Source organism: Fictibacillus sp. BK138, from assembly GCF_004216955.1.
Taxonomy (GTDB): Bacteria; Bacillota; Bacilli; order Bacillales; family Fictibacillaceae; genus Fictibacillus.
The window spans coordinates 2,139,576-2,159,616 of the sequence record NZ_SGXL01000001.1 but is presented as its reverse complement, the minus strand read 5'-3'; the positions used below and the strand labels follow the sequence as shown (position 1 = coordinate 2,159,616).

The window sequence follows — 20,041 nt, the reverse complement described above, 5'->3', positions numbered from 1 at the left end:
CGCTGTTCCTGTAATTGCCTTTACATAAAAGGGCTTACAAAAGCTATTTAGCTATTTCCATTCAAATATTATTATTTGAATTGAATAGAAAGAAGATCAGTCAAGACAGACTACAACGAGAAAGTGGGGTATATGTAGTGATGAAAAAATGGCTACAAAAAGGACGTCTGGTTTCCTTATTTGCCATGTTGGCACTCTTATTGATGGGGTGCGGAGATCCGACTCTATCGGCTTTAATTCCGCAAGGTGAAGTTGCTGACAAACAGTTCCAGCTAATGCTGATTTCAATTAGTATTATGATTCTGGTTCTAGTGGTAGTTTTCGTTCTTTATGCATTTGTATTATTAAAGTTTAGAAAGAAAAAAGGTGACACTTCTACACCTAAGCAAGTGGAAGGTAACCACATGCTAGAGTTATTATGGACTGTTATCCCGATTCTTTTGCTGATCATTTTAGCGGTGCCAACTGTAATGAGAACGTTTGAATTCTCTGCAGATGCGAAACCAGCTTCAAAAAATGAACTAAGCATTAAAGTAACAGGTCACCAATACTGGTGGGAATTTGAGTATCCAAAAGAAGAAGTGATTACTTCACAGGAATTAGTACTCCCTGCGGATACAAAAGTTCACGTTGAATTATCTTCAGCTGATGTTATCCACTCATTCTGGATTCCTTCACTAGCAGGTAAAACAGATACAAACCCTGGGGATAAGAACAAGAACTATATGTGGTTTGACACTGGAAGCAAAACAGATGTTGTTTACAAAGGTAAGTGTGCCGAGCTTTGTGGTGCATCACATGCCTTAATGGACTTCAAAGTAAGAGTTGTTTCTAAAGAAGACTATAAGAACTGGGTTGCAAGCTTCAAGGCTGCAGACGGTAAATCTTCTGCTAATGCTAATGGACAACAAGTCTTTGAAAAGAACTGTTTATCTTGTCACGCTGTTGGACAAGAAGGCGGTAACACAGGACCAAGCTTAACTGGTTTTGGAGATAAAGACCGTGTAGCAGGTATCTTAGAACATAACAAAGAAAATCTGAAAGAATGGATTAAAGATCCTCAAGAAGTCAAACCAGGCAACAACATGCCTAAAGTGAATCTTTCTGATGAGGAAATTGATGCTGTTTCAGATTACTTGTTAGGCCTTAAATTGAAATAGTCTTAAGCTTTGAAAAAAGGAGGTTACACCGTGGCAACTCACGAAAGTCACAAAAAGAGAAGTGGGCTAATGGATTGGCTCACTACCGTTGACCATAAAAAAATCGGTATTTTGTATCTTTTGGCTGGCGGATTCTTCTTCCTAATCGGAGGACTTGAAGCCATCTTAATGCGTATCCAATTAATGGAGCCAGACAGTAAAATCTTTACTGGCGAGCTTTACAACCAATTATTAACAATGCACGGTACAACGATGATCTTCTTGGCAGCTATGCCGATCATCTTTGGATTTATGAATGCGATCCTTCCACTGCAGATCGGGGCGCGTGACGTAGCATTCCCTTACGTAAACGCTGTAGGTTTTTGGTTATTCTTCTTCGGTGGATTACTTTTAAACCTTAGCTGGTTCTTAGGTGGAGCACCTGAAGCAGGGTGGACTGCTTATGCACCGCTATCTACAGTTGCTGAAGATACTGGGGTTGATTTCTACGTCCTTGGTCTTCAAATTGCTGGGGCAGGTACATTAGCTGGAGGTATTAACTTCCTGGTAACTGTCATTAATATGCGTGCGCCTGGTATGACATTTATGCGTATGCCTCTATTTACTTGGGCTTCATTTGTAACATCTGGACTTATCTTATTTGCATTCCCTGCACTTACAGTAGGATTCTTCCTTCTAATGTTTGAACGTGTATTCGATGCTAATTTCTTTAATCCAGATATGGGTGGTAACGTATTGATCTGGGAACACATTTTCTGGATTTTTGGTCACCCGGAAGTTTACATATTGATCTTGCCTGCATTTGGTATTATCTCTGAAGTAGTTTCTACTTTCTCTAGTAAACGTTTGTTCGGATACAGCGCAATGGTATTCGCAACAGTTCTTATCGGATTTTTAGGATTCATGGTTTGGGTTCACCACATGTTCACTGTAGGTCTTGGACCAGTTGCAAACTCCATCTTTGCAGTTGCAACAATGGCGATTGCCATTCCAACGGGTGTTAAGATCTTTAACTGGATCTTTACGATGTGGGGCGGACAAATCCGTTTTACAACAGCTATGCTTTTTGCTGTAGGATTCATTCCTACATTCGTAATGGGTGGTGTTACAGGAGTTATGCTTTCTGTTCCTGCTGCTGACTATCAGTATCATGACAGCTACTTTGTAGTTGCTCACTTCCACTATGTAATCGTTGGTGGATTGATTTTAGGATTGTTCTCAGGGTTATACTACTGGTATCCAAGAATGTTTAACCGAGTGTTGAACGAAACACTTGGAAAATGGAACTTCTGGTTGTTCTTTATCGGATTCCACTTAACTTTCTTCCCGCAGCATTGGTTAGGACTGATGGGAATGCCTAGACGTGTATATACTTATATGTCTGGACAACAGCTTGATGGCGCAAACTTTGTAAGTACGATTGGTGCGATCTTGATGGGTCTTGGAACAATCGTATTGTTAATCAATATCATTATTTCTGCTTCATCGAAGCATGCAGCTTCAAAAGATCCTTGGGATGGCCGTACGCTTGAATGGGCAATGCCAGTTCCGACTCCTGAATACAACTTTGCTCAAACACCGCTTGTTCGTGGTCTTGATGCATTGTATGTCGAAAAGGCTGCTGGAAATGGTGAGATGACACCAGCTGAACCTGTAGGAGAAATTCATATGCCGAATGGTTCAATCCTTCCATTCTTCTTATCTTTAGGTATGTTTGTTGCTGGTTTTGGATTTATATATTCAAACTGGATCGTTGCTATTGTGGGTCTTGGCGGAGTATTAGTAACAATGTTCCTTCGCTCTGTAATTGACGATCACGGATATCATATTCATAAAGAAGAAGTAGAAGCAGACATTAAAGGGGGTAGAGCTTAATGAATGCTGGAGAACGTTTAACAGATGCTAATTTTCCTGCTCATCCGGAAAAAGCTACCCTTGAAGGTAAAAATAAGTTTTTAGGATTCTGGCTTTTCCTTGGTGGAGAAACTGTCCTATTCGCAACTCTATTTGGGACATACTTAGGCTTAAGAAATATGCATCTTGATGGTCCATCTGGGGAAGAATTATTCTCACTCCCATTAGTATTTTTGGCAACAATGCTTTTATTAACAAGTTCTCTTACGAGTGTGTATGCAGTACTTTCATTAAAACAAAATAAAGTACGTTCTTTACAGGGATGGTTTATCGTAACTTTATTACTGGGTCTTGGATTCCTTGGCTTGGAAATTTATGAGTTCATACACTATGTTCACGAAGGACATACATTTACTAGTTCTGCATTCGGATCTGCTTTCTATTCATTAGTTGGCTTCCATGGAGCTCACGTATTATTCGGGACTCTTTGGATCACAACATTGCTGGTCAGAAACTGGAACAGAGGTATTACATTAGCTAACGCACCTAAGTATTATTTGTTTGCTCTTTATTGGCACTTTGTCGATGTTGTATGGGTATTCATTTTTACAGTTGTTTATCTAATGGGAAAGGTGGGTTAATCAATGGCTGATCACCATAATACTACTGAACCAACCGTGCATCGTCATGAGGAAATTCAGCGTAAACTTGCCTTAAAAGAGGAACGGAAGCACCATAATGTTTCCTTTGTTATGATGATTCTTCTTACGATCGTTGCGTTTTTCGCGATTTGGAGTGACAAGATCAGTGATTCTTTCGCTGTTATCTTTATCCTTACATTGGCTGTAGTTCAAGTGTTTTTCCAGCTTTATATCTGGATGCACTTAAGCCACAAAGGACATGATTTCCCAATCTGGGGAATGGCTAGCGGTGTATTAATTGCAGCTATTACTGTAGCATCCTTAATGGGAATGATCTGGACATCATAATAATGTGAAGGGCTGCATTTAATGCAGCCCTTTTTATATGTTACAAAATTAAGAATTGTCCTGTTTTTCGATTACAAGGTCTCGAAAGACTGTTATAGTTAAGATGAGCAGTACCCTAAAGGAGATGACAAAAATTGCATCACAATCATCATATGCCTTCAAGTTTAAGTGAGTTTAGCTGGAGTGAGCTATATCCGCCATCCGTTTATATCATTTCAATCCTGCTTGCCATCATTTATTTTCGATGGATCATAAAAGGGAAAGACGGCACTAATATCGCAACCAAATGGAATATAGCGGCAATGATCTCATCCATTATTCTATATATCGCGATTAAAGGAACACCTATTCAGATATTAGGACACCATTATCTTTTTAGTGTTCATATGGCGCAAATGGCTGTATTGTACTTGATGATAGCACCATTAGTCGTATTGGCTATTCCAGAGCAGAAATGGAAAAGCTTTCTCGATAAAAGCCCTTTCATCTCAAGTATTTTTAAAGCACTCACAAAACCTTTAATCGCATTACTAGTATTCAATACTCTTTTTTCTTTTTATCATATACCAGTAGTATTTGATGCTGCTGTTTCAAATGTATTTATCCATTACACATATCATTTTATTCTTATCGTGACTGCCTTCACGATGTGGTGGCCTGTTCTTTGTCCAGTAAAGGAACTTGATACATTATCGGATATTAAGAAAGTAGGATATGTATTCGCTAATGGCGTTCTGATGACACCAGCCTGTGCATTGATCATGTTCGCAGATTATCAGCTATATGAGACATATCGGAATGTCCCTCAGCTATATGCTGCAATGACTCCATCAGAGGATCAGCACGTTGGCGGTGTTACGATGAAAATCTTCCAAGAAGTCATATATGCATTTGTATTAGGCTTAATATTCTTCAGATGGGTGAAAAAAGAACGTGCGCGTGATAAAGCCGATTTAGAAATGATAAAAAGCCAAAATAACAGACTTAATCCAGAGATGAAATAACCAGTCTATTGCTGGTTATTTTTTTGTATAAAAAAAGAAATTGCATACTTCGTGTAGAATTTATTATAGAAGCCGATTGTGAAGGAGAAGAAACTTATGAAAATCAGCGCAAGACAAGCAGCAAGTAAATTTATTGAATCATATTTTCCAAACTGTGAAGTGGCTTACTTGGCTGGAAGTGTAGTTAGAGGAGAAGAAACGGAAAGCTCCGACTTGGATATCATCGTTATCGACAGCACAGTGGGAGAGTCGTATCGTCAATCACTAACTGAATTTGGTTGGCCAATAGAAGTATTCGTCCATAATATGTTTACTTACAAAAACTTTTTCAAAGAAAATGTTGATAGAGCGAGACCATCACTGCCGCAAATGTGTGCAGAAGGCATAATTCTGCGTGATACCGGACATGCTTCGCGGATAAAAAATGAGGCACTCCAGCTTTTAAAAGCTGGACCAACACCATGGAGATCTAATGAAATTGAAAAAGCCAGATATCATATAACTGACCTGTTAAATGATTTAGAAGGATCGACTAATGAGATTGAAGATTTATTTATCGTATCAAAGTTAGCTGACGTAACACATGAATTTGTGCTAAGAGTCAACGGTCATTGGATCGGAGAAGGAAAGTGGATCATAAGGGCACTAAAGGAATTCGATGAATCATTTGCAGATGACTTTGCCGAAGTGTTTAACCTTTACTATAGCAGCCGTGAAAAAGCAGGTGTGATTCATTTTGTTGATGAAACGATCGCTCCATACGGCGGCAGGCTCTTTGAAGGTTATTCCTCACATGCACCAGAAAGCGCAGTTGAATAGAAAAAAATCCCTCATGATCTGAGGGATTTTTTGTTTTAAACGTGAAGTTCGTTATGAAGTGCTTCAATCAGTTTGTTGCATTGGTTAACCACATGTTTTGGAAACTCTTCATCATATTCCACACCGTGAGGATAATAGTGTTTGCCTAAGTATGGAGTGCCAAGTTCAATTTTAGCGTGTGGTGTTTCAGTTTCGCCTTCAACCACATGACAAGGGAAACGGAAATAATAAACATCGCCATTTGTCATGTCTTCAAATTTGTAATCGTATGTAATACGGTCATAGTCCCATTGTCCTGCGCGGATCATTCCGTGGCTGTCCATGACATGTTCTAAAAGTGAGAATTCAATTACCTTCCCGTTTAAGCCGCTTTCTTCAAATTTCATTGTGAAACCTCCTAGGAAAATTCAATAAAAAATAACAATCACTTCTTAATGATATTATGAAAGCGCTAAAGATGCAATCATTGTCAAAAACATGAATATTTGTTCTTATAATGCAAAAGATAAAAGGTATCACTATTAATATAAATGGAGGCCATTTTCATGAAAAAAATAAGCGATATTATGACTAGAGATGTAGACTTTGTAACGCCTTTGGATAATGTTTATGAAGTAGCTGTAAAAATGAAGCAAGATAATGTGGGTGTTATCCCAGTTTGTGAGAATGATCAGGTTATCGGTGTGATAACAGATCGTGATATCGTAGTAAGAGGCGTCGCGGAAAAACGTCCAGGCTCTACTCAAGTTTCAGACATTATGAGTGAAGATTTGTATACGGGGTCACCTGATATGAGTGTGCAAGAAGCTGCTGAACTTATGGCAGACAAACAAATCAGAAGACTTCCTATTGTAGAGAACAATAAAATGGTTGGAATCATTTCTTTAGGTGATCTCTCAGTTAACAAAGAAAGTGATCATTCTGCAGGACACACGCTAAGTGAAGTTTCGGAACAGAGAGATCAACTGCAATAAAAATAAAGACAGTATCATCCATTATTGATGATGCTGTTTTTTTATTAACCCTGTAAATCGCTCTATATGCTAAACTATAAGGAGATGAAAGATACAGGGGGAACCATTATGCGTGGATTGGTTACTTTTTTTCTATCTATAGTGATCTTGATCGGTTTGTTTTTTTATGATGTATTGCCAGACCTTTCACTGGAAAAAGAGCCATCTGAAACAAAATTACAATACATAGAAGAACCATTAAAAATTCCTGAAGGTGCTTTATCAAATTGGCTGGGTAAAGATATAGAAGCTTTTAAAAAGCAATGGGGAGAACCCGATAGGATTGACCCATCTGCTTATGATTATGAATGGCTGATTTATGGCAGCAGAAGTCCCAAAGGATATATGCAGGCTGGAGTTCAAGATGGGAAAGTTGTTACCATTTTTGCTATTGGTTCTGAGTTGAATACAAAACCTTTTACGATTGGTGACTCTTCTAACACCATTATTCAGCAATATCCTATTGAAAGTGATATTACGATAAACGATGGCGCAGATTTTTTCAGATTTGAACTTTCCGAACAGGAAGTAATGCTTAGACCGCTTATTAATGTTGGAAAAGATATGTGGGTACAATTGTACTTTGATAAATTTACAAATAAACTTTCGAGTGTCAGGTACACTACTTCCGATATTTTATTAAAACAAAGACCTTATTCTATCGTTTACAGGGGAGACCTTCCGGTAACTGGTGAAATATCGGAAGAGGAACAAGATAAAATTGATCAATCAGAAGAGCAGCAAATTTTTGAACTGACGAATATTATCCGATTAAAATACAGCATGAACCCGCTGCAATGGGATGAAAGTGCATCAGATGTTTCCTTCTTACATTCTAAGGACATGTTGGACCAGCAATATTTCTCACATCAGAGTAAAGACGGACGTACGCTTTCCGACCGGCTGCAGGAAGGAAATGTAGAGTTTAAGCAAGCGGGGGAAAACATTGCTGCAAACTACACAGATGGTATCGCAGCAGTAGAGGGTTGGATGAATAGTGAGGGGCATCGAAATACAATGCTCAACGATGAATACACCCATTTAGGGGTAGGAGCTTATAAGAAGTACTATACACAAAACTTCCTTGTTCCTGCTAAATAAAAAAGAAGAGCTGACTTGATGAGTCAACTCTTCTTTTTTTAAGGCATTATTCAGGAAGCTTAAAGAATGTTCCCGTAGCAGAAGCGATCAGGTTCCCTTTTTCGTTTCGTACTTTGCCTTCCATTCGCACTAATTGACGGCCATTGTGAACCACTTCAGCTCTGCAGATGAATTTCTCCCCAACACCCGGTGTTAAAAAATCTACTTTAAGCTCTACGGTCACAGCTCCCTTTCTATTTCCAGGAACATGGCTTGCCAAAGTGCCTAACGCGGTATCAAGCAGTGTTGCAGTAAGTCCGCCGTGAACAATTCCAATAGAGTTATCGAGCAGAGGTGAATTTGGCATTTCCATTTCTAAAGTGTCCTCATCTACAAGAGTAGTTTTGAATTGCAATAAAGAAGCGATATGAGTAAGGTTTGTATTTTCTCGTTTTGCTTTCAAGCTATTTAAAAATATTTTCATAGCCGCAATTTCTTGATCGCAGCTTTCATCAATAAAACGGTTTAATTCGTCTTTAATATCCACAGATGCATTCCCTCATTCTTTTTTTTGGCTTTTTTTTAAAAGAAGGTTGCTTTTCTTTTTGCAATTCTTTGATAAGTTGATTGGAGCGCAAGGTGCGAGACTCCTCGAAAATTGAACTTCAAATTTTCTTCGTGCGATGTGTCGCTGCTGCAGCCTTCCTTGTCCTGCGGGATCAGCCGGACAGGTGAGTCTCCTGATGGCGCATTTAGCAAGCTCACCTTACCCCTCGCGGAAAGCGAGCACCTGGAGCGGAAATCAACCTCTTCTAATTGCAACAGAGTTTACAAAAACAGCCTTTTCTTTTTATTGTACCTTTTTAGGCGCTCTAGAATAAAGTAAACAGAATCAACTTAAAAATATTTCAAAAATTGGGCGCACCATTTACTGGGCATTTATGTATCATGTAGTAAACCATGATTCGTCAGTGGACGGCTGGGGGTGGATTCTGTGGTAAAGACTGATATCGAAAGCTTTAAGGAATTTGTGCACAAACATCCTGAATTAATAAAAGAAGTGCAAAAGAATAAACGGCCTTGGAAAGAAGTTTACCAGGATTGGATTGTGTTAGGAGAAGAGCATGAGAGTTGGAATCAATATTCTAAGGAGAAGAAAAAACAGCAAGATAAACGGTCTTCATCTGCACAAAATATGAAAGCAGAGCTGACGATCGGAGACATTATCGCTGGACTGAGCAAACTTCAGATTAACGATGTTCAGAAATACTTATCCCAATTTGGCAGTTTAATGGACGCGGTTCAAGAACTTTTACAGCAATTTAATAATCAGTCTGACAGACCAAGCCAGCTGCCGGATAAAAAGATGAATGATTATCCTTCTTATAAAGATTAAAGGATGTGTGTGGCGTGCGGAGAGAAATCCAGGATTACTTGAATACAAGACCTGACCTTAAATACTATATTAGAGAAAAGCCTGAATGGTATAGAAAGTTAACTCGCAATCCTTTTTCAGTGGCAGAACTAGAAGAAAGCGCAAAAGTATTTTACGGTCGTACATTTGGTCAGAGAGTAGACCGGTTCCACCAGCAGCTTCAAAACTTTGGATTGTTAATGGAATTAATCTCTGTTATGGGGGAGACGTCAAATGATTCAATGCCACCTGAGGGATTTAATCCTTCGATGCCTGAAGCGTAAATAATCATCAGGCGGATAAATTAATAAATTTTGGAAAAAACTATTCCTATAAGGAGTGGTTTTTTTATGAATAAAAGGAAGGCAATGATACTAGCCGCCAGTTTCATATTTATTGTTTCTATAATTATTTTAGGGTTTAACTCTAGAGATTCTATAAAACAAAATGAGTTTGATCATAATCAAGCAGTAGAGGCATCAAGTGTATATCCATTGATGGAAAAAGACTGGGCCATAAACTACCGTGTAAAAAAACAGCATATCTATGTAGAAAATATTATCCCGAGATTTACTTTCCAAGAGAATACTTCAGAAGGTATGAATCGAATGAATGGATATATGGCTGTTTTTGTAGATGGGAAATGGGCGATGAATGCAAATAAATCCATCTTTATCTTGAAAAATATGAGTGTAGGAAAACATAAGATTACCCTTCAATTAAAGAAAAAAGACGGATCAGATTACGGGATTAAAAAAAATATATATGTTCATATTCGCTGACTCTTCAATACGAAGAGTTTTTTTTGCTCTTTTCTAAAAGGTTGTTACTTTTGATTGTCTTCAATGACAAGTTGATTGGAACGTAAGGTGCGTGTCTGCCACATGAGAAACTTCTCGCTAGGCATTCGACGAGGAAGCTTACAGCGTTAGCATTTACTTGTAGACGCAGGAGCAAGAAGACTCCATGAAGCGGGGCAGGTGAGACCACTCGATGTAAGCAGTACGGAGGGGGCTCACCGCACGCCCTGCGGAAAGCGAGCACCTGGAGCGGAAATCAACCACTTCCAAGATCAGTACAGATCTAGAAAACAGTCTTTTATTTACTTCAAATAGACGGCTGTGCTTTTAACTAGAATCATTATCCGCTATAATATAAAAGAAACCTCATACCTAAAGGGAGGTGTGTCGTATGAGTTTAGATCAAGTTGTATTGCTGGAAGAGTCTTTAACATTAGCTGAAATGGTTTCGAGTTCTAGCATTGCATTAGAATATAAAAAATCCAAATACATTTTGGAACAAGATATACTGGCTCAGGAGATGATCTCACGCTTTGCAGACATGAAAGAGAAATATGAAGAAGTGCAAAGGTTTGGTAAATATCATCCTGAATTTCATACAGTTTCTGCACAAGTACGAACGCTTAAAAGGGAACTTGATTTTCATGAGAACATAGCAAACTTTAAGAAGGCTGAGAAAGAGCTTGAAAAGCTTCTTATTGAGTGCAGCAGAATCATTGCCCACAGTGTTTCGGAGCAGATAAAAGTACCGACAGGCAATCCGTTTTTTGATGAGAGTTCTTGCAGCGGTGGCTGTGGATCTGGGGGATCTTGCGGGTGTGCTTAGTTTTTAAGGGTTTCTTAGCCTGATACAATCAAAACATAAGTTGCCGCAGCAGAACATTTTTTCTTGCGGAACCAGGAAACGCATACGGAAAATATATAAGTTTTCTTCTGACCTGACAAAGTTCAGTTCCAATGTTAGACGTTTCCCTTTCATTGATTTTACTGCATGTTTTTTCAAAATGTCTGTTGCGGCTTCAAGTGATGTGTTTGGAACAACTGATACATATACAAAAGGGATACCTGCCATAATTTTTTTTTCAATATTAATAACTTCAGGATCTGGTTTGGTACGCTTTAAAAAATCTTCCCATATGATATTTAAGTCCATACATCATCACATCCTTATCTAGTATTATGGATAAAATATAGTATCTCAGTTTCAACAATGTGTGTGTATTTATAGAGGGTATGAAATTATTAATAAAAGGGGCTTATGTTATGATTGGTAACCGTCGTGGACTCTCTGTCTTTCTCCATTCATTAAAATTCTCTAAACAGCTGCGGCGCTATGGAAATGTTCATTACGTTTCCAGACGACTTAAATACGCTGTGTTATATTGTGATGGAAACAAAGCAGATGAGATTGCAGCTAAGCTGGAATCACTGCACTTCGTGAAAGAAGTTAAAAAATCGCACAAACAAGAAATTAAAACCGAATATGAAAGCAAAATCGCTGATAAAGCAAAAGAATATGATTATAAAATGGGTATTTAAAAAACAGGCAAGCAAAGCTGAATAGCTGCTGCCTGTTTTTTTACGTTAATGGCGGAATTAAATAGTTAAGTCTCAAAATACCGGTCAGATAATGGAAATAGAGCTCAGTCTCAGCAAAATCTGTTGATGGTTTAACGTCAAAAGATATTATTTCCTTATTGATCTCTGCCGCTTTTGCTTCAAACAGGGTATAGCGTTTTGAAGGTACAGGTATTCCTTCTCGGCATATGTATAAAGGCTGAAATTTGCCCTCTGATGCTGGGTTAAGAACAGCAACAACTGAAGCGTATTCTTTGTCTTCTTTTTTTACCTTCAAACATAGAAGCTGTGAAACTCTATCTTGATTTGTTTCCATAATTTCAAAAAGCTCATATAAATCAGAATACCCTTCCCCAAGCTCGATAAATCGTTGAATCATATTAGAATGCTCCTTTCTCCTTCCTCAATGTAGCATATCAAAAAGCTGTTATAAAGGGGTAAATGAATGAAAAAAAACCTGCAGCTTCTGCTGCAGGTTGCCTTTAAAACAAAATCACTTCTGTTCAAAGGCGATGGGAGAGGAGAAACCGGATGAAGAACTTATGGGGAGTAAGTCTTCTCCGCGGTTGGCAACAACATCGTTCGTGATGTTGTTATATGTAGTATGACCTCTTTTATTTTGCTCTATACTTATTAGTAAAAGATTTGATTGTTTGATTACGTGTTTACTTGTGATAGGATAGGTAATGGAAAAAAGGATAAAAGAATCAGGTGAAAAAACGTGAGAGTAATAGCTGGAGAATGCAAAGGAAGACCACTTAAGGCTGTCCCAGGAACAAATACGAGGCCAACTACTGATAAGATTAAGGAATCCATTTTTAATATGATTGGTCCTTTTTTTGAGGGGGGAGCAGGGCTTGATCTCTATGGCGGAAGCGGAGGTCTTGGACTGGAAGCATTAAGTCGAGGTATGAACCATTTTATCTTCATTGATAAAGACCAAAAAGCTATACATACGATTAAAGAAAATATTAAACAATGCAACTATGAAGAAAAAACGGAAGTATTTAGAAATGATTCAAAACGAGCGTTGAAAGCGCTTCATAAAAGAGAAGTTCAATTTGATATGATATTTCTTGACCCTCCTTATGCTAAACAGATGCTTATGAAAGATATGGAAGAGATTGATAAGCTCGGACTGCTTGCAGATGACGGAAGCATCGTAACGGAACATGGGGCAGACGTTTCACTGCCTGAGCAGGTTGGCAGCTTTCATCGCATAAGACAGGAAACCTACGGTAAAACGACGACGATTTCTATTTTTAGACGTATTTAAGAAAATAAGAGGTGAAAATTATGCCAACGACTGCTGTTTGTCCTGGAAGCTTTGATCCCGTTACAAGAGGTCATCTGGACATTATTAAACGCGGAGCAAAAGTATTTGACGAAGTAATTGTAGTAGTAGCCAACAATCAGAGCAAAGATCCTTTGTTTACAGTAGATGAAAGAATAGTTTTGTTAAAAGAAGTTACACAAAAGTTTCCGAATGTGAAAGTAGATTCTTTCAATGGCCTCTTGATCGATTATGTTAAAAGTATTGGTGCGAATGTAATCTTACGAGGACTAAGGGCCGTTTCGGATTTTGAATATGAAATGAAAATAGCTTCTATTAATAAAAAATTGGACGATGAAGTCGAAACATTCTTCATGATGACGAACAATCAATATTCATTCTTAAGTTCAAGCATTGTAAAAGAAGCTGCAAAATATCATGCGAACGTGTCAGACTTGGTTCCAGAAGTTGTAGAAGAAGCTCTAAAAGAAAAATATAACAGCCCCCGTTAGTAACGGAGGCTGTTTTTCTTAATAAGTTTTCGATGCCATATGAATATGGACAACAATAAAAACGCAAGCGTAACATAGTGGCTATGAGCCAATGCAGTCATACCGATATTTCCAAAATCCGCACTTTTATCGGTAATAAAGGCAAATGCTGGAGCAGCTCCGCTTTTAACGTGGTACAAATAAGGGAATACTAAAACACAAATAATGGCAGATAAAAATCCGTGCATGATTCTGGCAAGAAAGAAAGGTTTAAACTTTATATCTGTATCTGCAAGTATACTCGCAACTTGTGCCTGTACAGAAAAACCGCTGAATGCCAAAATAAAACTAGTGATCGTTGCCTGATGTAAAAGAGAGGATTGGGCTAAGCTTGTTAAGTTGCTGCCAAGTGTTATTTCAAAAATTCCCTTTATTAAAGGAAGACTTAGTGTTTCTGAAAGGGAGAACAGAAGGAATATATAACTCATGAGCTTCGAGAAAAGATCTGCAACATGCAGTAAGTCCATCATGCGGCTTAACACCGAAAACAGAATAATAAAACCGCCTATCATTAAAAGAGTTTTAGTGGACTGCTGAACGGCATCACCAAGCAACTGACCTATTGGACGGTTATCAGCCAGCCTTGCCTCATGCATGTGTTTAAAAGCATTTTTAATTCCTTTCCCGCGATAGGTATCGGTTTGAGCTCTTTCTTCTTTTTTTCGGCCATGAAATCTCATGATCAAACCAACAACGAAATTGCCTAAATAATGACTGACGGCTAGAACGATTCCAAGAGCAGCATTATGGAAAAAGCCAACAGCTATTGCACTGAACATAAAGAGAGGGTTTGAACAGTTTGTAAAAGAAACGAGGCGTTCTGCTTCTACGGTAGTAATTTGTTTTTGATGCCAAAGACGGGCTGTTAATTTCGCTCCTGCAGGAAAGCCCGACGAGATTCCCATCGCCCAGACGAATCCTCCAGAACCAGGTACACGAAAGAGCGGCCGCATGAGTGGTTCAAATAAGACACCAATAAGATGTACGACACCAAAACCCATCAAGACCTCTGATAAAATAAAAAAAGGCATAAGAGAAGGAAAGACAACATCCCACCACATTTTAAGGCCGGTTACGGATGCCATATAGGTGTCTTTTGGGTATATAATAATAGAGAAAGCAATAATGATCGCCGATGAAGCCAGTATTAATGTTTTGAGATGTGCTTTATTCATCAGGGAGTACTCCTCTCACCAAGAAAATACGCAATTCTTACTTGTCCTCATCCTTATTTATACGTATAGCGAATCTCTTTAGACCATATGTTAAAAAAAGACGATGCTTCCAAAGGAGGAGCAAAGGATGACTGAACCCAAAATCGGACTTGCTCTAGGATCTGGCGGTGCCAGAGGCTTTGCGCATCTTGGAGTTGTAAAAGCATTAAGAGAAGCCGGAATTCCAATTGATATGGTAGCCGGAAGCAGTATGGGAGCACTTGTGGGTGCAATGGTCTGCATCGGACAAAGTGACGAAAATCTATATAAAATGGCAAATCTTTTTAAGCGGAAATATTATATGGATTATACGGTTCCTAAGATGGGTTTCATAACAGGCAAAAAAATAAAAGAATTGATAAAACTTCTTACAAAGCAAAAACATATCGAGCAAACAGAAATTCCTTTAGCAATCGTGGCAACAGACTTACTTCATGGTGAAAAAATAGTGTTCAGATCAGGTTCAATAGCTGACGCTGTAAGAGCAAGCATATCAATTCCTGGAATAATGGTTCCTGAAAAGATCGATGGCAAGCTGTTAGTGGATGGCGGCGTAATTGATCGTGTACCTGTATCTGTCGTCCGAGAGATGGGAGCAGACTTGGTCATTGCAGTGGATATATCTCACTTTAAAGCCGAGCATGAGGTAACATCTATTTTCGATGTGATCATCCAAAGTATAGATATCATGCAGCGTGAGATGGTCAGGTGGCATGAAGTATCTGCCGACATTATGATTCGTCCGATGGTAGAACAATTCAGCTCTACTGCATTTAAAGATGTTAATGACATTATTGCTATAGGAGAGGAAGCTGGCAGAAAACAGGTTCCGAAGATATTAGAAAAGATTAAGACGTGGAAGGAGTCATCGAATGACCACCAATAGAGAAGAGAAGAAGAAAAATTTTTTCTCACAAAATAAGTTTGTTATCTTGTTTTTAATCGCATTTGCATTCATCGCCTTTTATCCCCTTCCTTACTACATTACTTCTCCTGGAGATGCAAGAGTGCTCGATCCGATCATCCATGTAGAAGATGGTGATGAAGATGAAGGGGTCTTTATGCTTACAACCGTATCGATCGGAACAGCAAACATTCCTCAGTACATATGGGCAAAATTGAGCGATTATCGAGAAGTGATACCTGCAGATCAAATCAGAAGTGAAGATGAAACAGATGAGGAATATAACCAGCGCCAGCTGCAGATGATGGAAGATTCTCAGCATGCGGCAACTATCGTTGCCTATCAAGAAGCGGGAAAGAAAGTCGACATAGAATATCACGGTGTTTATGTGACCGGAATCATGTCTGGCATGCCGGCAGAAGAAAAATTAAAAGTTGGGGATAAGATAGTAGCAGTTGACCATAAACCTGTTATGGAAACTAAAAAACTTCTAGAAGCATTAAGTCCAAAAAAAGCAGGGGATAAAGTAGATCTGACAATTTTACGCGGTGACAAAAAGATGAATGTCGCCTTAAACATTGAAGAGTTCCCCAAAAAGTATGTGCAAGATGAAGGTCCAAAAGCAGGACTTGGAATCACTTCACCTGTAGCAGATGTTTCAATCGTAACGAATCCTAAAGTTAAGATTGACACTTCTCAAATCGGTGGTCCCTCTGCTGGTCTTATGTTTACACTCGAGATCTTAGATCAGCTTACTAAAGAAGATCTAACACATGGCAAAAAAATTGCCGGAACCGGAACGATGGATCTTCAGAAAAACGTAGGTCCTATCGGAGGGATTCAGCAGAAGATAGTAGCCGCTGACGATGCAGGAGCAGAAATATTCTTTGCACCGGTTGAAGCCAATAACTATCGTGATGCTGTTAAAGCGCAAAAGGACATTGGTTCAAAGATGAAGATCGTACCGGTAAAGACTTTAGATGATGCTTTGGATTATTTAAAGAAGCTATAATTAAAAAAGGATGCAGGATCCGTTTGGATGGGACCTGCATCCTTTTTCTTTATTGCTATTGGGTTTTTTAATCGTAAAAAGAATAGTAGCTCGTTTAACAGGATTTAGCCATTTATGAGCTTCTTACTTCACCATCACCGGCGGAGTATTATACTCTTCTTTCTCGGCATCTAGTCTGTTTAAAGATGCTCCTTGAGCATAAATAAGTGACGTTTTCGCCTCCATTTTCAAACCTTCAAAATCATGCTTTGAGACGGTTGTTACTAAAGGCAGTTCTAAAGATTTTTTCACTGAACTGAGATATTCCCGTCCTGTTTCTGTCATCCCTAAAACACGCAAATAAGCTGGAGGAGACTCTAATAACCTGTACATATCATCTTTATGAATCTTGTTCAGAACGTGGAGACAGGCACGCTGCAGTCTTGTCCACGTATATCGCTTCGTTTTTAACCGGTTCATAAACGAATGAAAGCTGTCAGATGCTTTCATTGCCTCGATCATTCTATTTTCCAATCCCTCTTCTATTTCATAAAACCTGTTTAATTCAGAAGGACTTGAAGATAATAGTTGATAACGAAGCAGCGGATAAAAACGTTCCCAGTTCATCAAAGCACCCTTATTCTGTTTTTCTTCTTTAACTATGTCAAAGGTGAAAGAAGGCATATAGTTAACTGCTTGTTCAATATCATGCGAGAATATTGCTTCCCGGATAGCGGTTGCACTTGCAATGTCTCCTTTTCCAAGAACAATATCATGATAATCTGCATTTTTTCGTTTTATCGTAAAAGGCTGAATGGCTGAACCAAGTTCTCGGCTTGCACGTATGTACTCAAACCCCAAAATATTATTTGGTTTGCTGAGGTCAAGGGTCAGTGGGATGTTAAGTTGTCCATAAGCCTTAGCAGCAGCAGAGGGATAAGAAAGCCCCTGTGACATAAATTCGCTAACATTTGTTTGGAAGTCTTGATCTTGGGAATTTACTGAATCCAGCGTTTCTTGGAAATCCGAGACATTACCAGATTCACTACCAAAGCAGAAGGACTCTGCACCTGCTGCCTGAAGCAGATAGATGCTTCCGAAAGCGAACCGTGGTGCATGGCTTGTGGCATAAGCATAAGGAAGTTCAATCACAAGATCAGCGCCTCCCAATAGAGCCATTTTCGTTCTTCTCCATTTAGAAAGCAGGGCAGGTTCTCCGCGCTGAAGAAAATTTCCGCTCATAACAGCGATAATACAGTCAGCTTGTGTTACATTCCTGGATTCCTGTAAATGATAATAATGACCATTGTGAAAAGGGTTATATTCTACAACAACACCGGTAGCTCTCAATATTTCCACTCCCTTAACAAACCTTAAATCTTTTACGTTTACATTGTACTAAAAACAGTTTAAAATCAAAAGCATACTGTAAAGATATAATATTGACATTTTATATTTTGACCGATATAATTACTACTGTTGCCTTGAGGTGATAAAGACATGAAATGGTCACTACAGGAATTAAAGAATTTTTACCGTAAACCGTTAACGTTTGAACAAAATGTTGATGCGAGCGGTGTGATGGAAAAAGACCCGGAGATCAGAAGCATTGATCCTGTTTACGTAGAAGGATATGCAGATGTTACTCAACAAAAAGCCACTTTTTATTTGACCATAAAAGGAAAAATGGTGCTGCCTTGTGCAAGCACATTGGTGGATGTGGAATTTCCATTTTCGGTAAAAACGACGGAAATTTTCATTTTCGACCCGAATTATACGGTATTTGAAGATGAAGAAAGCCTTCATAAAGTCGAAGGACATTACGTTGATCTTCTCCCTGTCATCGAAGAGCATATTTTGCTTGAAAAGCCGCTAAAAATAACGGCCAAAGATGTCACAGATGGTCCTGCTCCCAAAGAGGGAAAAGGATGGCAAAGGATAACGGATGAAGATCGTCAAAACCGGGTTGACCCGAGATTGGCTGGTCTGGCTAAATTTTTTGACAAAGACAATGAATGAAAGAATAGGTTATAATGATTCTTTCAAGACCTTTAAGGAGGTGGATACAAAATGGCAGTACCTTTTCGCAGAACATCACAAACTCGCCAAGCGAAGCGTCGTACACACTATAAGCTTTCCATGCCTGGTATGGTAAAGTGTCCACAGTGCGGAGAATACAAGTTATCTCACCGTGTTTGTCGTGAGTGTGGATCTTACAAAGGAAAAGAAGTAGTTAGCAAGTAATGAAAAACAGGAAGCCTTATGCTTCCTGTTTTTTCATATACATAAAAAGAAGCGCTTTCTTTTATTGGAGGTGTAAAAATGGAGCAGGCTGTACTTTGGCATAAAGAAAATAATATTGGATGGATAACGCTAAACCGCCCATCAGTAAGAAATGCCATTAATTTTGAAGTGATGGAAAAATTATTATCACTTTTGAATACAGCAAAAATGGATAATGATGTAAAAGTGCTGATTATTACGGGAGCAGGAACAAGAGCTTTTTGTTCTGGCGGAGATTTAAGTGCTTTTCACTCATTAAAAACAGAAGAAGAAGCATTTGGGATGCTCTCTAAAATGGGAGAAGTGCTAGATGAGATCTTTTTCTTTCCGAAACCAACTGCAGCACTAATAAATGGTTCAGCGGTTGGCGGAGGCTGTGAGATAGCTTCTGCTTGTGATATCAGACTTGCAAGAGCTGAAGCAAAGGTTGGATTCATACAAGGTAAACTCGGAATCACAACAGGCTGGGGTGGAGGCAGTTATCTTTTAGAGAGAATTGGTCAGACGGAAGCGATGGATCTTCTCTATAGTTCCTCTCCAGTTACAGCTAAACAGGGAATGGACCACGGTTTTATACAATATGTAATTAAAGGGAACAGTAAAAAAGAAACAGAACGTTATTTAGAAAGATACACGGCTCAGCCTCTTGGTGTCATCACTTCATATAAAACCCTGCAGCTAAGTAGGTTTGATCAACAGAAAATTAAGCAAAATGTACAGCAAGAAATAAGAAGATGTGCAAAACTCTGGGCTTCTGATGAACATCATAGAAGAGTAGAGGCTTTCTTAAAGAAGGCTCAAATATAAAAGATTGTTACTTTTAAATTCTTGATATTGATTAAACATCTTTGGAAAATTGATTGGAGCGTAAGGTGTGAGACTCCTAAGGGATTAGCGGGACAGGTGAGACCACGACAGGCTTGAATAGCCTAGGGGGCTCACCGCACGCCCCGTGGAAAACGAGCATCCTGGAGCGGAAATCAACATCATCGGCAGCAACAAATTATAAGAATCAGCCCTTTTAAAAATAAACTTCCCCCCATTTTAGTAGAATAAAAAGTCTATCTTTTCTAGCACTAGCATATTCATATTACAAACCACTAAAATGGGGGGA

Annotated in this window: 26 protein-coding genes; 20 read left to right on the top strand and 6 right to left on the bottom strand. The window is 38.8% G+C overall.

Annotated features, from left to right (window positions below; all coding sequences use genetic code 11):
- The first annotated feature begins 140 nt into the window (after window positions 1-140).
- The 6 genes from coxB (at window position 141) to EV282_RS10650 (ending at window position 5,826) form a co-directional block, all read left to right on the top strand.
- The gene (gene coxB / locus EV282_RS10675) at window positions 141-1,160 is read left to right on the top strand and encodes a cytochrome c oxidase subunit II (RefSeq protein ID WP_130295800.1); all 1,020 of its coding nucleotides are present in this window, start codon (window positions 141-143) and stop codon (window positions 1,158-1,160) included.
- 30 nt (window positions 1,161-1,190) lie between these two features.
- Entirely contained in the window at window positions 1,191-3,035 is a 1,845-nt protein-coding gene (ctaD, locus tag EV282_RS10670; RefSeq protein WP_242611852.1) for a cytochrome c oxidase subunit I, read from the top strand.
- On the top strand, window positions 3,035-3,655 hold the full coding sequence (locus EV282_RS10665) for a cytochrome c oxidase subunit 3 (protein WP_130295799.1): 621 nt from the start codon (window positions 3,035-3,037) through the stop codon (window positions 3,653-3,655). Before ctaD ends, EV282_RS10665 begins: the two co-directional genes overlap by 1 nt.
- Before the next feature lie 3 nt (window positions 3,656-3,658).
- A complete protein-coding gene (locus EV282_RS10660; RefSeq protein WP_130295798.1) occupies window positions 3,659-4,003 on the top strand; it encodes a cytochrome C oxidase subunit IV family protein in 345 nt (114 codons plus the stop codon).
- 134 nt (window positions 4,004-4,137) lie between these two features.
- Window positions 4,138-5,007 carry a cytochrome c oxidase assembly protein gene (locus EV282_RS10655; protein WP_130295797.1) on the top strand — a complete coding sequence of 290 codons (870 nt, stop codon included), beginning with the start codon at window positions 4,138-4,140 and terminating at the stop codon, window positions 5,005-5,007.
- A gap of 96 nt (window positions 5,008-5,103) precedes the next feature.
- Entirely contained in the window at window positions 5,104-5,826 is a 723-nt protein-coding gene (locus tag EV282_RS10650) for a nucleotidyltransferase domain-containing protein (RefSeq protein WP_242611851.1), read from the top strand.
- Window positions 5,827-5,861: 35 nt separating this feature from the next.
- On the opposite strand, the gene EV282_RS10645 is transcribed toward EV282_RS10650, so the two are convergent.
- Complete coding sequence (locus EV282_RS10645; RefSeq protein ID WP_077361520.1) at window positions 5,862-6,212, bottom strand: YugN family protein; 351 nt, start codon at window positions 6,210-6,212, stop codon at window positions 5,862-5,864.
- 159 nt (window positions 6,213-6,371) lie between these two features.
- On the opposite strand from EV282_RS10645, the gene EV282_RS10640 reads away from it, so the two are divergent.
- Window positions 6,372-6,800, top strand: a complete 429-nt coding sequence (locus tag EV282_RS10640; RefSeq protein WP_130295796.1) for a CBS domain-containing protein — start codon at window positions 6,372-6,374, stop codon at window positions 6,798-6,800.
- A gap of 108 nt (window positions 6,801-6,908) precedes the next feature.
- Window positions 6,909-7,940 carry a CAP domain-containing protein gene (locus EV282_RS10635; protein WP_130295795.1) on the top strand — a complete coding sequence of 344 codons (1,032 nt, stop codon included), beginning with the start codon at window positions 6,909-6,911 and terminating at the stop codon, window positions 7,938-7,940.
- A 46-nt stretch (window positions 7,941-7,986) separates the two neighbouring features.
- Here EV282_RS10635 and EV282_RS10630 read toward each other — a convergent pair whose 3' ends face one another.
- Window positions 7,987-8,466, bottom strand: coding sequence for a PaaI family thioesterase (locus EV282_RS10630; RefSeq protein WP_130295794.1), 480 nt, complete (start codon window positions 8,464-8,466; stop codon window positions 7,987-7,989).
- A gap of 447 nt (window positions 8,467-8,913) precedes the next feature.
- Between EV282_RS10630 and ylbD the strand changes: the two genes are divergently transcribed.
- From ylbD to EV282_RS10610, 4 genes are all read left to right on the top strand, one after another.
- Window positions 8,914-9,315, top strand: a complete 402-nt coding sequence (gene ylbD, locus EV282_RS10625; protein ID WP_165389417.1) for a spore coat protein YlbD — start codon at window positions 8,914-8,916, stop codon at window positions 9,313-9,315.
- A 14-nt stretch (window positions 9,316-9,329) separates the two neighbouring features.
- Window positions 9,330-9,617 (top strand): YlbE-like family protein, encoded by a 288-nt coding sequence (locus EV282_RS10620; RefSeq protein WP_130295792.1) that lies wholly within the window; start codon window positions 9,330-9,332, stop codon window positions 9,615-9,617.
- Between the two features lie 66 nt (window positions 9,618-9,683).
- Window positions 9,684-10,115 (top strand): hypothetical protein, encoded by a 432-nt coding sequence (locus tag EV282_RS10615; RefSeq protein ID WP_130295791.1) that lies wholly within the window; start codon window positions 9,684-9,686, stop codon window positions 10,113-10,115.
- A 409-nt stretch (window positions 10,116-10,524) separates the two neighbouring features.
- Window positions 10,525-10,959 (top strand): YlbF family regulator, encoded by a 435-nt coding sequence (locus tag EV282_RS10610; RefSeq protein WP_207224291.1) that lies wholly within the window; start codon window positions 10,525-10,527, stop codon window positions 10,957-10,959.
- Window positions 10,960-10,962: 3 nt separating this feature from the next.
- Here the strand turns inward: EV282_RS10610 and EV282_RS10605 are convergent, their stop codons facing one another.
- Window positions 10,963-11,286 (bottom strand): hypothetical protein, encoded by a 324-nt coding sequence (locus tag EV282_RS10605; protein WP_130295789.1) that lies wholly within the window; start codon window positions 11,284-11,286, stop codon window positions 10,963-10,965.
- Window positions 11,287-11,396: 110 nt separating this feature from the next.
- Here EV282_RS10605 and EV282_RS10600 point away from each other — a divergent pair, with 110 nt between their 5' ends.
- Complete coding sequence (locus EV282_RS10600; RefSeq protein ID WP_066289093.1) at window positions 11,397-11,672, top strand: YlbG family protein; 276 nt, start codon at window positions 11,397-11,399, stop codon at window positions 11,670-11,672.
- Between the two features lie 40 nt (window positions 11,673-11,712).
- Here EV282_RS10600 and EV282_RS10595 read toward each other — a convergent pair whose 3' ends face one another.
- The gene (locus tag EV282_RS10595; protein ID WP_130295788.1) at window positions 11,713-12,090 is read right to left on the bottom strand and encodes a DUF7147 family protein; all 378 of its coding nucleotides are present in this window, start codon (window positions 12,088-12,090) and stop codon (window positions 11,713-11,715) included.
- A gap of 342 nt (window positions 12,091-12,432) precedes the next feature.
- On the opposite strand from EV282_RS10595, the gene rsmD reads away from it, so the two are divergent.
- Window positions 12,433-12,987 carry a 16S rRNA (guanine(966)-N(2))-methyltransferase RsmD gene (gene rsmD / locus EV282_RS10590; RefSeq protein ID WP_130295787.1) on the top strand — a complete coding sequence of 185 codons (555 nt, stop codon included), beginning with the start codon at window positions 12,433-12,435 and terminating at the stop codon, window positions 12,985-12,987.
- A 20-nt stretch (window positions 12,988-13,007) separates the two neighbouring features.
- On the top strand, window positions 13,008-13,496 hold the full coding sequence (gene coaD / locus EV282_RS10585) for a pantetheine-phosphate adenylyltransferase (RefSeq protein ID WP_066289099.1): 489 nt from the start codon (window positions 13,008-13,010) through the stop codon (window positions 13,494-13,496).
- On the opposite strand, the gene ylbJ is transcribed toward coaD, so the two are convergent.
- The gene (gene ylbJ / locus EV282_RS10580; RefSeq protein ID WP_130295786.1) at window positions 13,493-14,710 is read right to left on the bottom strand and encodes a sporulation integral membrane protein YlbJ; all 1,218 of its coding nucleotides are present in this window, start codon (window positions 14,708-14,710) and stop codon (window positions 13,493-13,495) included. The genes coaD and ylbJ overlap by 4 nt on opposite strands.
- Before the next feature lie 127 nt (window positions 14,711-14,837).
- Here ylbJ and EV282_RS10575 point away from each other — a divergent pair, with 127 nt between their 5' ends.
- Both EV282_RS10575 and EV282_RS10570 read left to right on the top strand, forming a co-directional pair.
- The gene (locus EV282_RS10575; protein ID WP_130295785.1) at window positions 14,838-15,635 is read left to right on the top strand and encodes a patatin-like phospholipase family protein; all 798 of its coding nucleotides are present in this window, start codon (window positions 14,838-14,840) and stop codon (window positions 15,633-15,635) included.
- Window positions 15,622-16,665 (top strand): SepM family pheromone-processing serine protease, encoded by a 1,044-nt coding sequence (locus EV282_RS10570; protein WP_130295784.1) that lies wholly within the window; start codon window positions 15,622-15,624, stop codon window positions 16,663-16,665. Before EV282_RS10575 ends, EV282_RS10570 begins: the two co-directional genes overlap by 14 nt.
- 123 nt (window positions 16,666-16,788) lie before the next feature.
- On the opposite strand, the gene EV282_RS10565 is transcribed toward EV282_RS10570, so the two are convergent.
- The gene (locus EV282_RS10565) at window positions 16,789-18,003 is read right to left on the bottom strand and encodes a nucleotidyltransferase (RefSeq protein WP_242611850.1); all 1,215 of its coding nucleotides are present in this window, start codon (window positions 18,001-18,003) and stop codon (window positions 16,789-16,791) included.
- Window positions 18,004-18,144: 141 nt separating this feature from the next.
- On the opposite strand from EV282_RS10565, the gene EV282_RS10560 reads away from it, so the two are divergent.
- The 3 genes from EV282_RS10560 (at window position 18,145) to EV282_RS10550 (ending at window position 19,734) form a co-directional block, all read left to right on the top strand.
- Entirely contained in the window at window positions 18,145-18,663 is a 519-nt protein-coding gene (locus tag EV282_RS10560) for a YceD family protein (protein ID WP_130295782.1), read from the top strand.
- A gap of 51 nt (window positions 18,664-18,714) precedes the next feature.
- A complete protein-coding gene (gene rpmF / locus EV282_RS10555) occupies window positions 18,715-18,888 on the top strand; it encodes a 50S ribosomal protein L32 (protein WP_066240492.1) in 174 nt (57 codons plus the stop codon).
- 78 nt (window positions 18,889-18,966) lie between these two features.
- A complete protein-coding gene (locus EV282_RS10550) occupies window positions 18,967-19,734 on the top strand; it encodes an enoyl-CoA hydratase/isomerase family protein (RefSeq protein ID WP_130295781.1) in 768 nt (255 codons plus the stop codon).
- Window positions 19,735-20,041: the final 307 nt, after the last annotated feature.

Coding starts and splice junctions, on each gene's coding strand:
- coxB (WP_130295800.1), top strand. CDS start 141: ATGAAAAAATGGCTACAAAAAGGACGTCTGGTTTCCTTATTTGCCATG.
- EV282_RS10665 (WP_130295799.1), top strand. CDS start 3,035: ATGAATGCTGGAGAACGTTTAACAGATGCTAATTTTCCTGCTCATCCG.
- EV282_RS10660 (WP_130295798.1), top strand. CDS start 3,659: ATGGCTGATCACCATAATACTACTGAACCAACCGTGCATCGTCATGAG.
- EV282_RS10650 (WP_242611851.1), top strand. CDS start 5,104: ATGAAAATCAGCGCAAGACAAGCAGCAAGTAAATTTATTGAATCATAT.
- EV282_RS10645 (WP_077361520.1), bottom strand. CDS start 6,212: ATGAAATTTGAAGAAAGCGGCTTAAACGGGAAGGTAATTGAATTCTCA.
- EV282_RS10640 (WP_130295796.1), top strand. CDS start 6,372: ATGAAAAAAATAAGCGATATTATGACTAGAGATGTAGACTTTGTAACG.
- EV282_RS10635 (WP_130295795.1), top strand. CDS start 6,909: ATGCGTGGATTGGTTACTTTTTTTCTATCTATAGTGATCTTGATCGGT.
- EV282_RS10615 (WP_130295791.1), top strand. CDS start 9,684: ATGAATAAAAGGAAGGCAATGATACTAGCCGCCAGTTTCATATTTATT.
- EV282_RS10610 (WP_207224291.1), top strand. CDS start 10,525: ATGAGTTTAGATCAAGTTGTATTGCTGGAAGAGTCTTTAACATTAGCT.
- EV282_RS10605 (WP_130295789.1), bottom strand. CDS start 11,286: ATGGACTTAAATATCATATGGGAAGATTTTTTAAAGCGTACCAAACCA.
- EV282_RS10600 (WP_066289093.1), top strand. CDS start 11,397: ATGATTGGTAACCGTCGTGGACTCTCTGTCTTTCTCCATTCATTAAAA.
- EV282_RS10595 (WP_130295788.1), bottom strand. CDS start 12,090: ATGATTCAACGATTTATCGAGCTTGGGGAAGGGTATTCTGATTTATAT.
- coaD (WP_066289099.1), top strand. CDS start 13,008: ATGCCAACGACTGCTGTTTGTCCTGGAAGCTTTGATCCCGTTACAAGA.
- ylbJ (WP_130295786.1), bottom strand. CDS start 14,710: ATGAATAAAGCACATCTCAAAACATTAATACTGGCTTCATCGGCGATC.
- EV282_RS10575 (WP_130295785.1), top strand. CDS start 14,838: ATGACTGAACCCAAAATCGGACTTGCTCTAGGATCTGGCGGTGCCAGA.
- EV282_RS10570 (WP_130295784.1), top strand. CDS start 15,622: ATGACCACCAATAGAGAAGAGAAGAAGAAAAATTTTTTCTCACAAAAT.
- EV282_RS10560 (WP_130295782.1), top strand. CDS start 18,145: ATGAAATGGTCACTACAGGAATTAAAGAATTTTTACCGTAAACCGTTA.
- rpmF (WP_066240492.1), top strand. CDS start 18,715: ATGGCAGTACCTTTTCGCAGAACATCACAAACTCGCCAAGCGAAGCGT.
- EV282_RS10550 (WP_130295781.1), top strand. CDS start 18,967: ATGGAGCAGGCTGTACTTTGGCATAAAGAAAATAATATTGGATGGATA.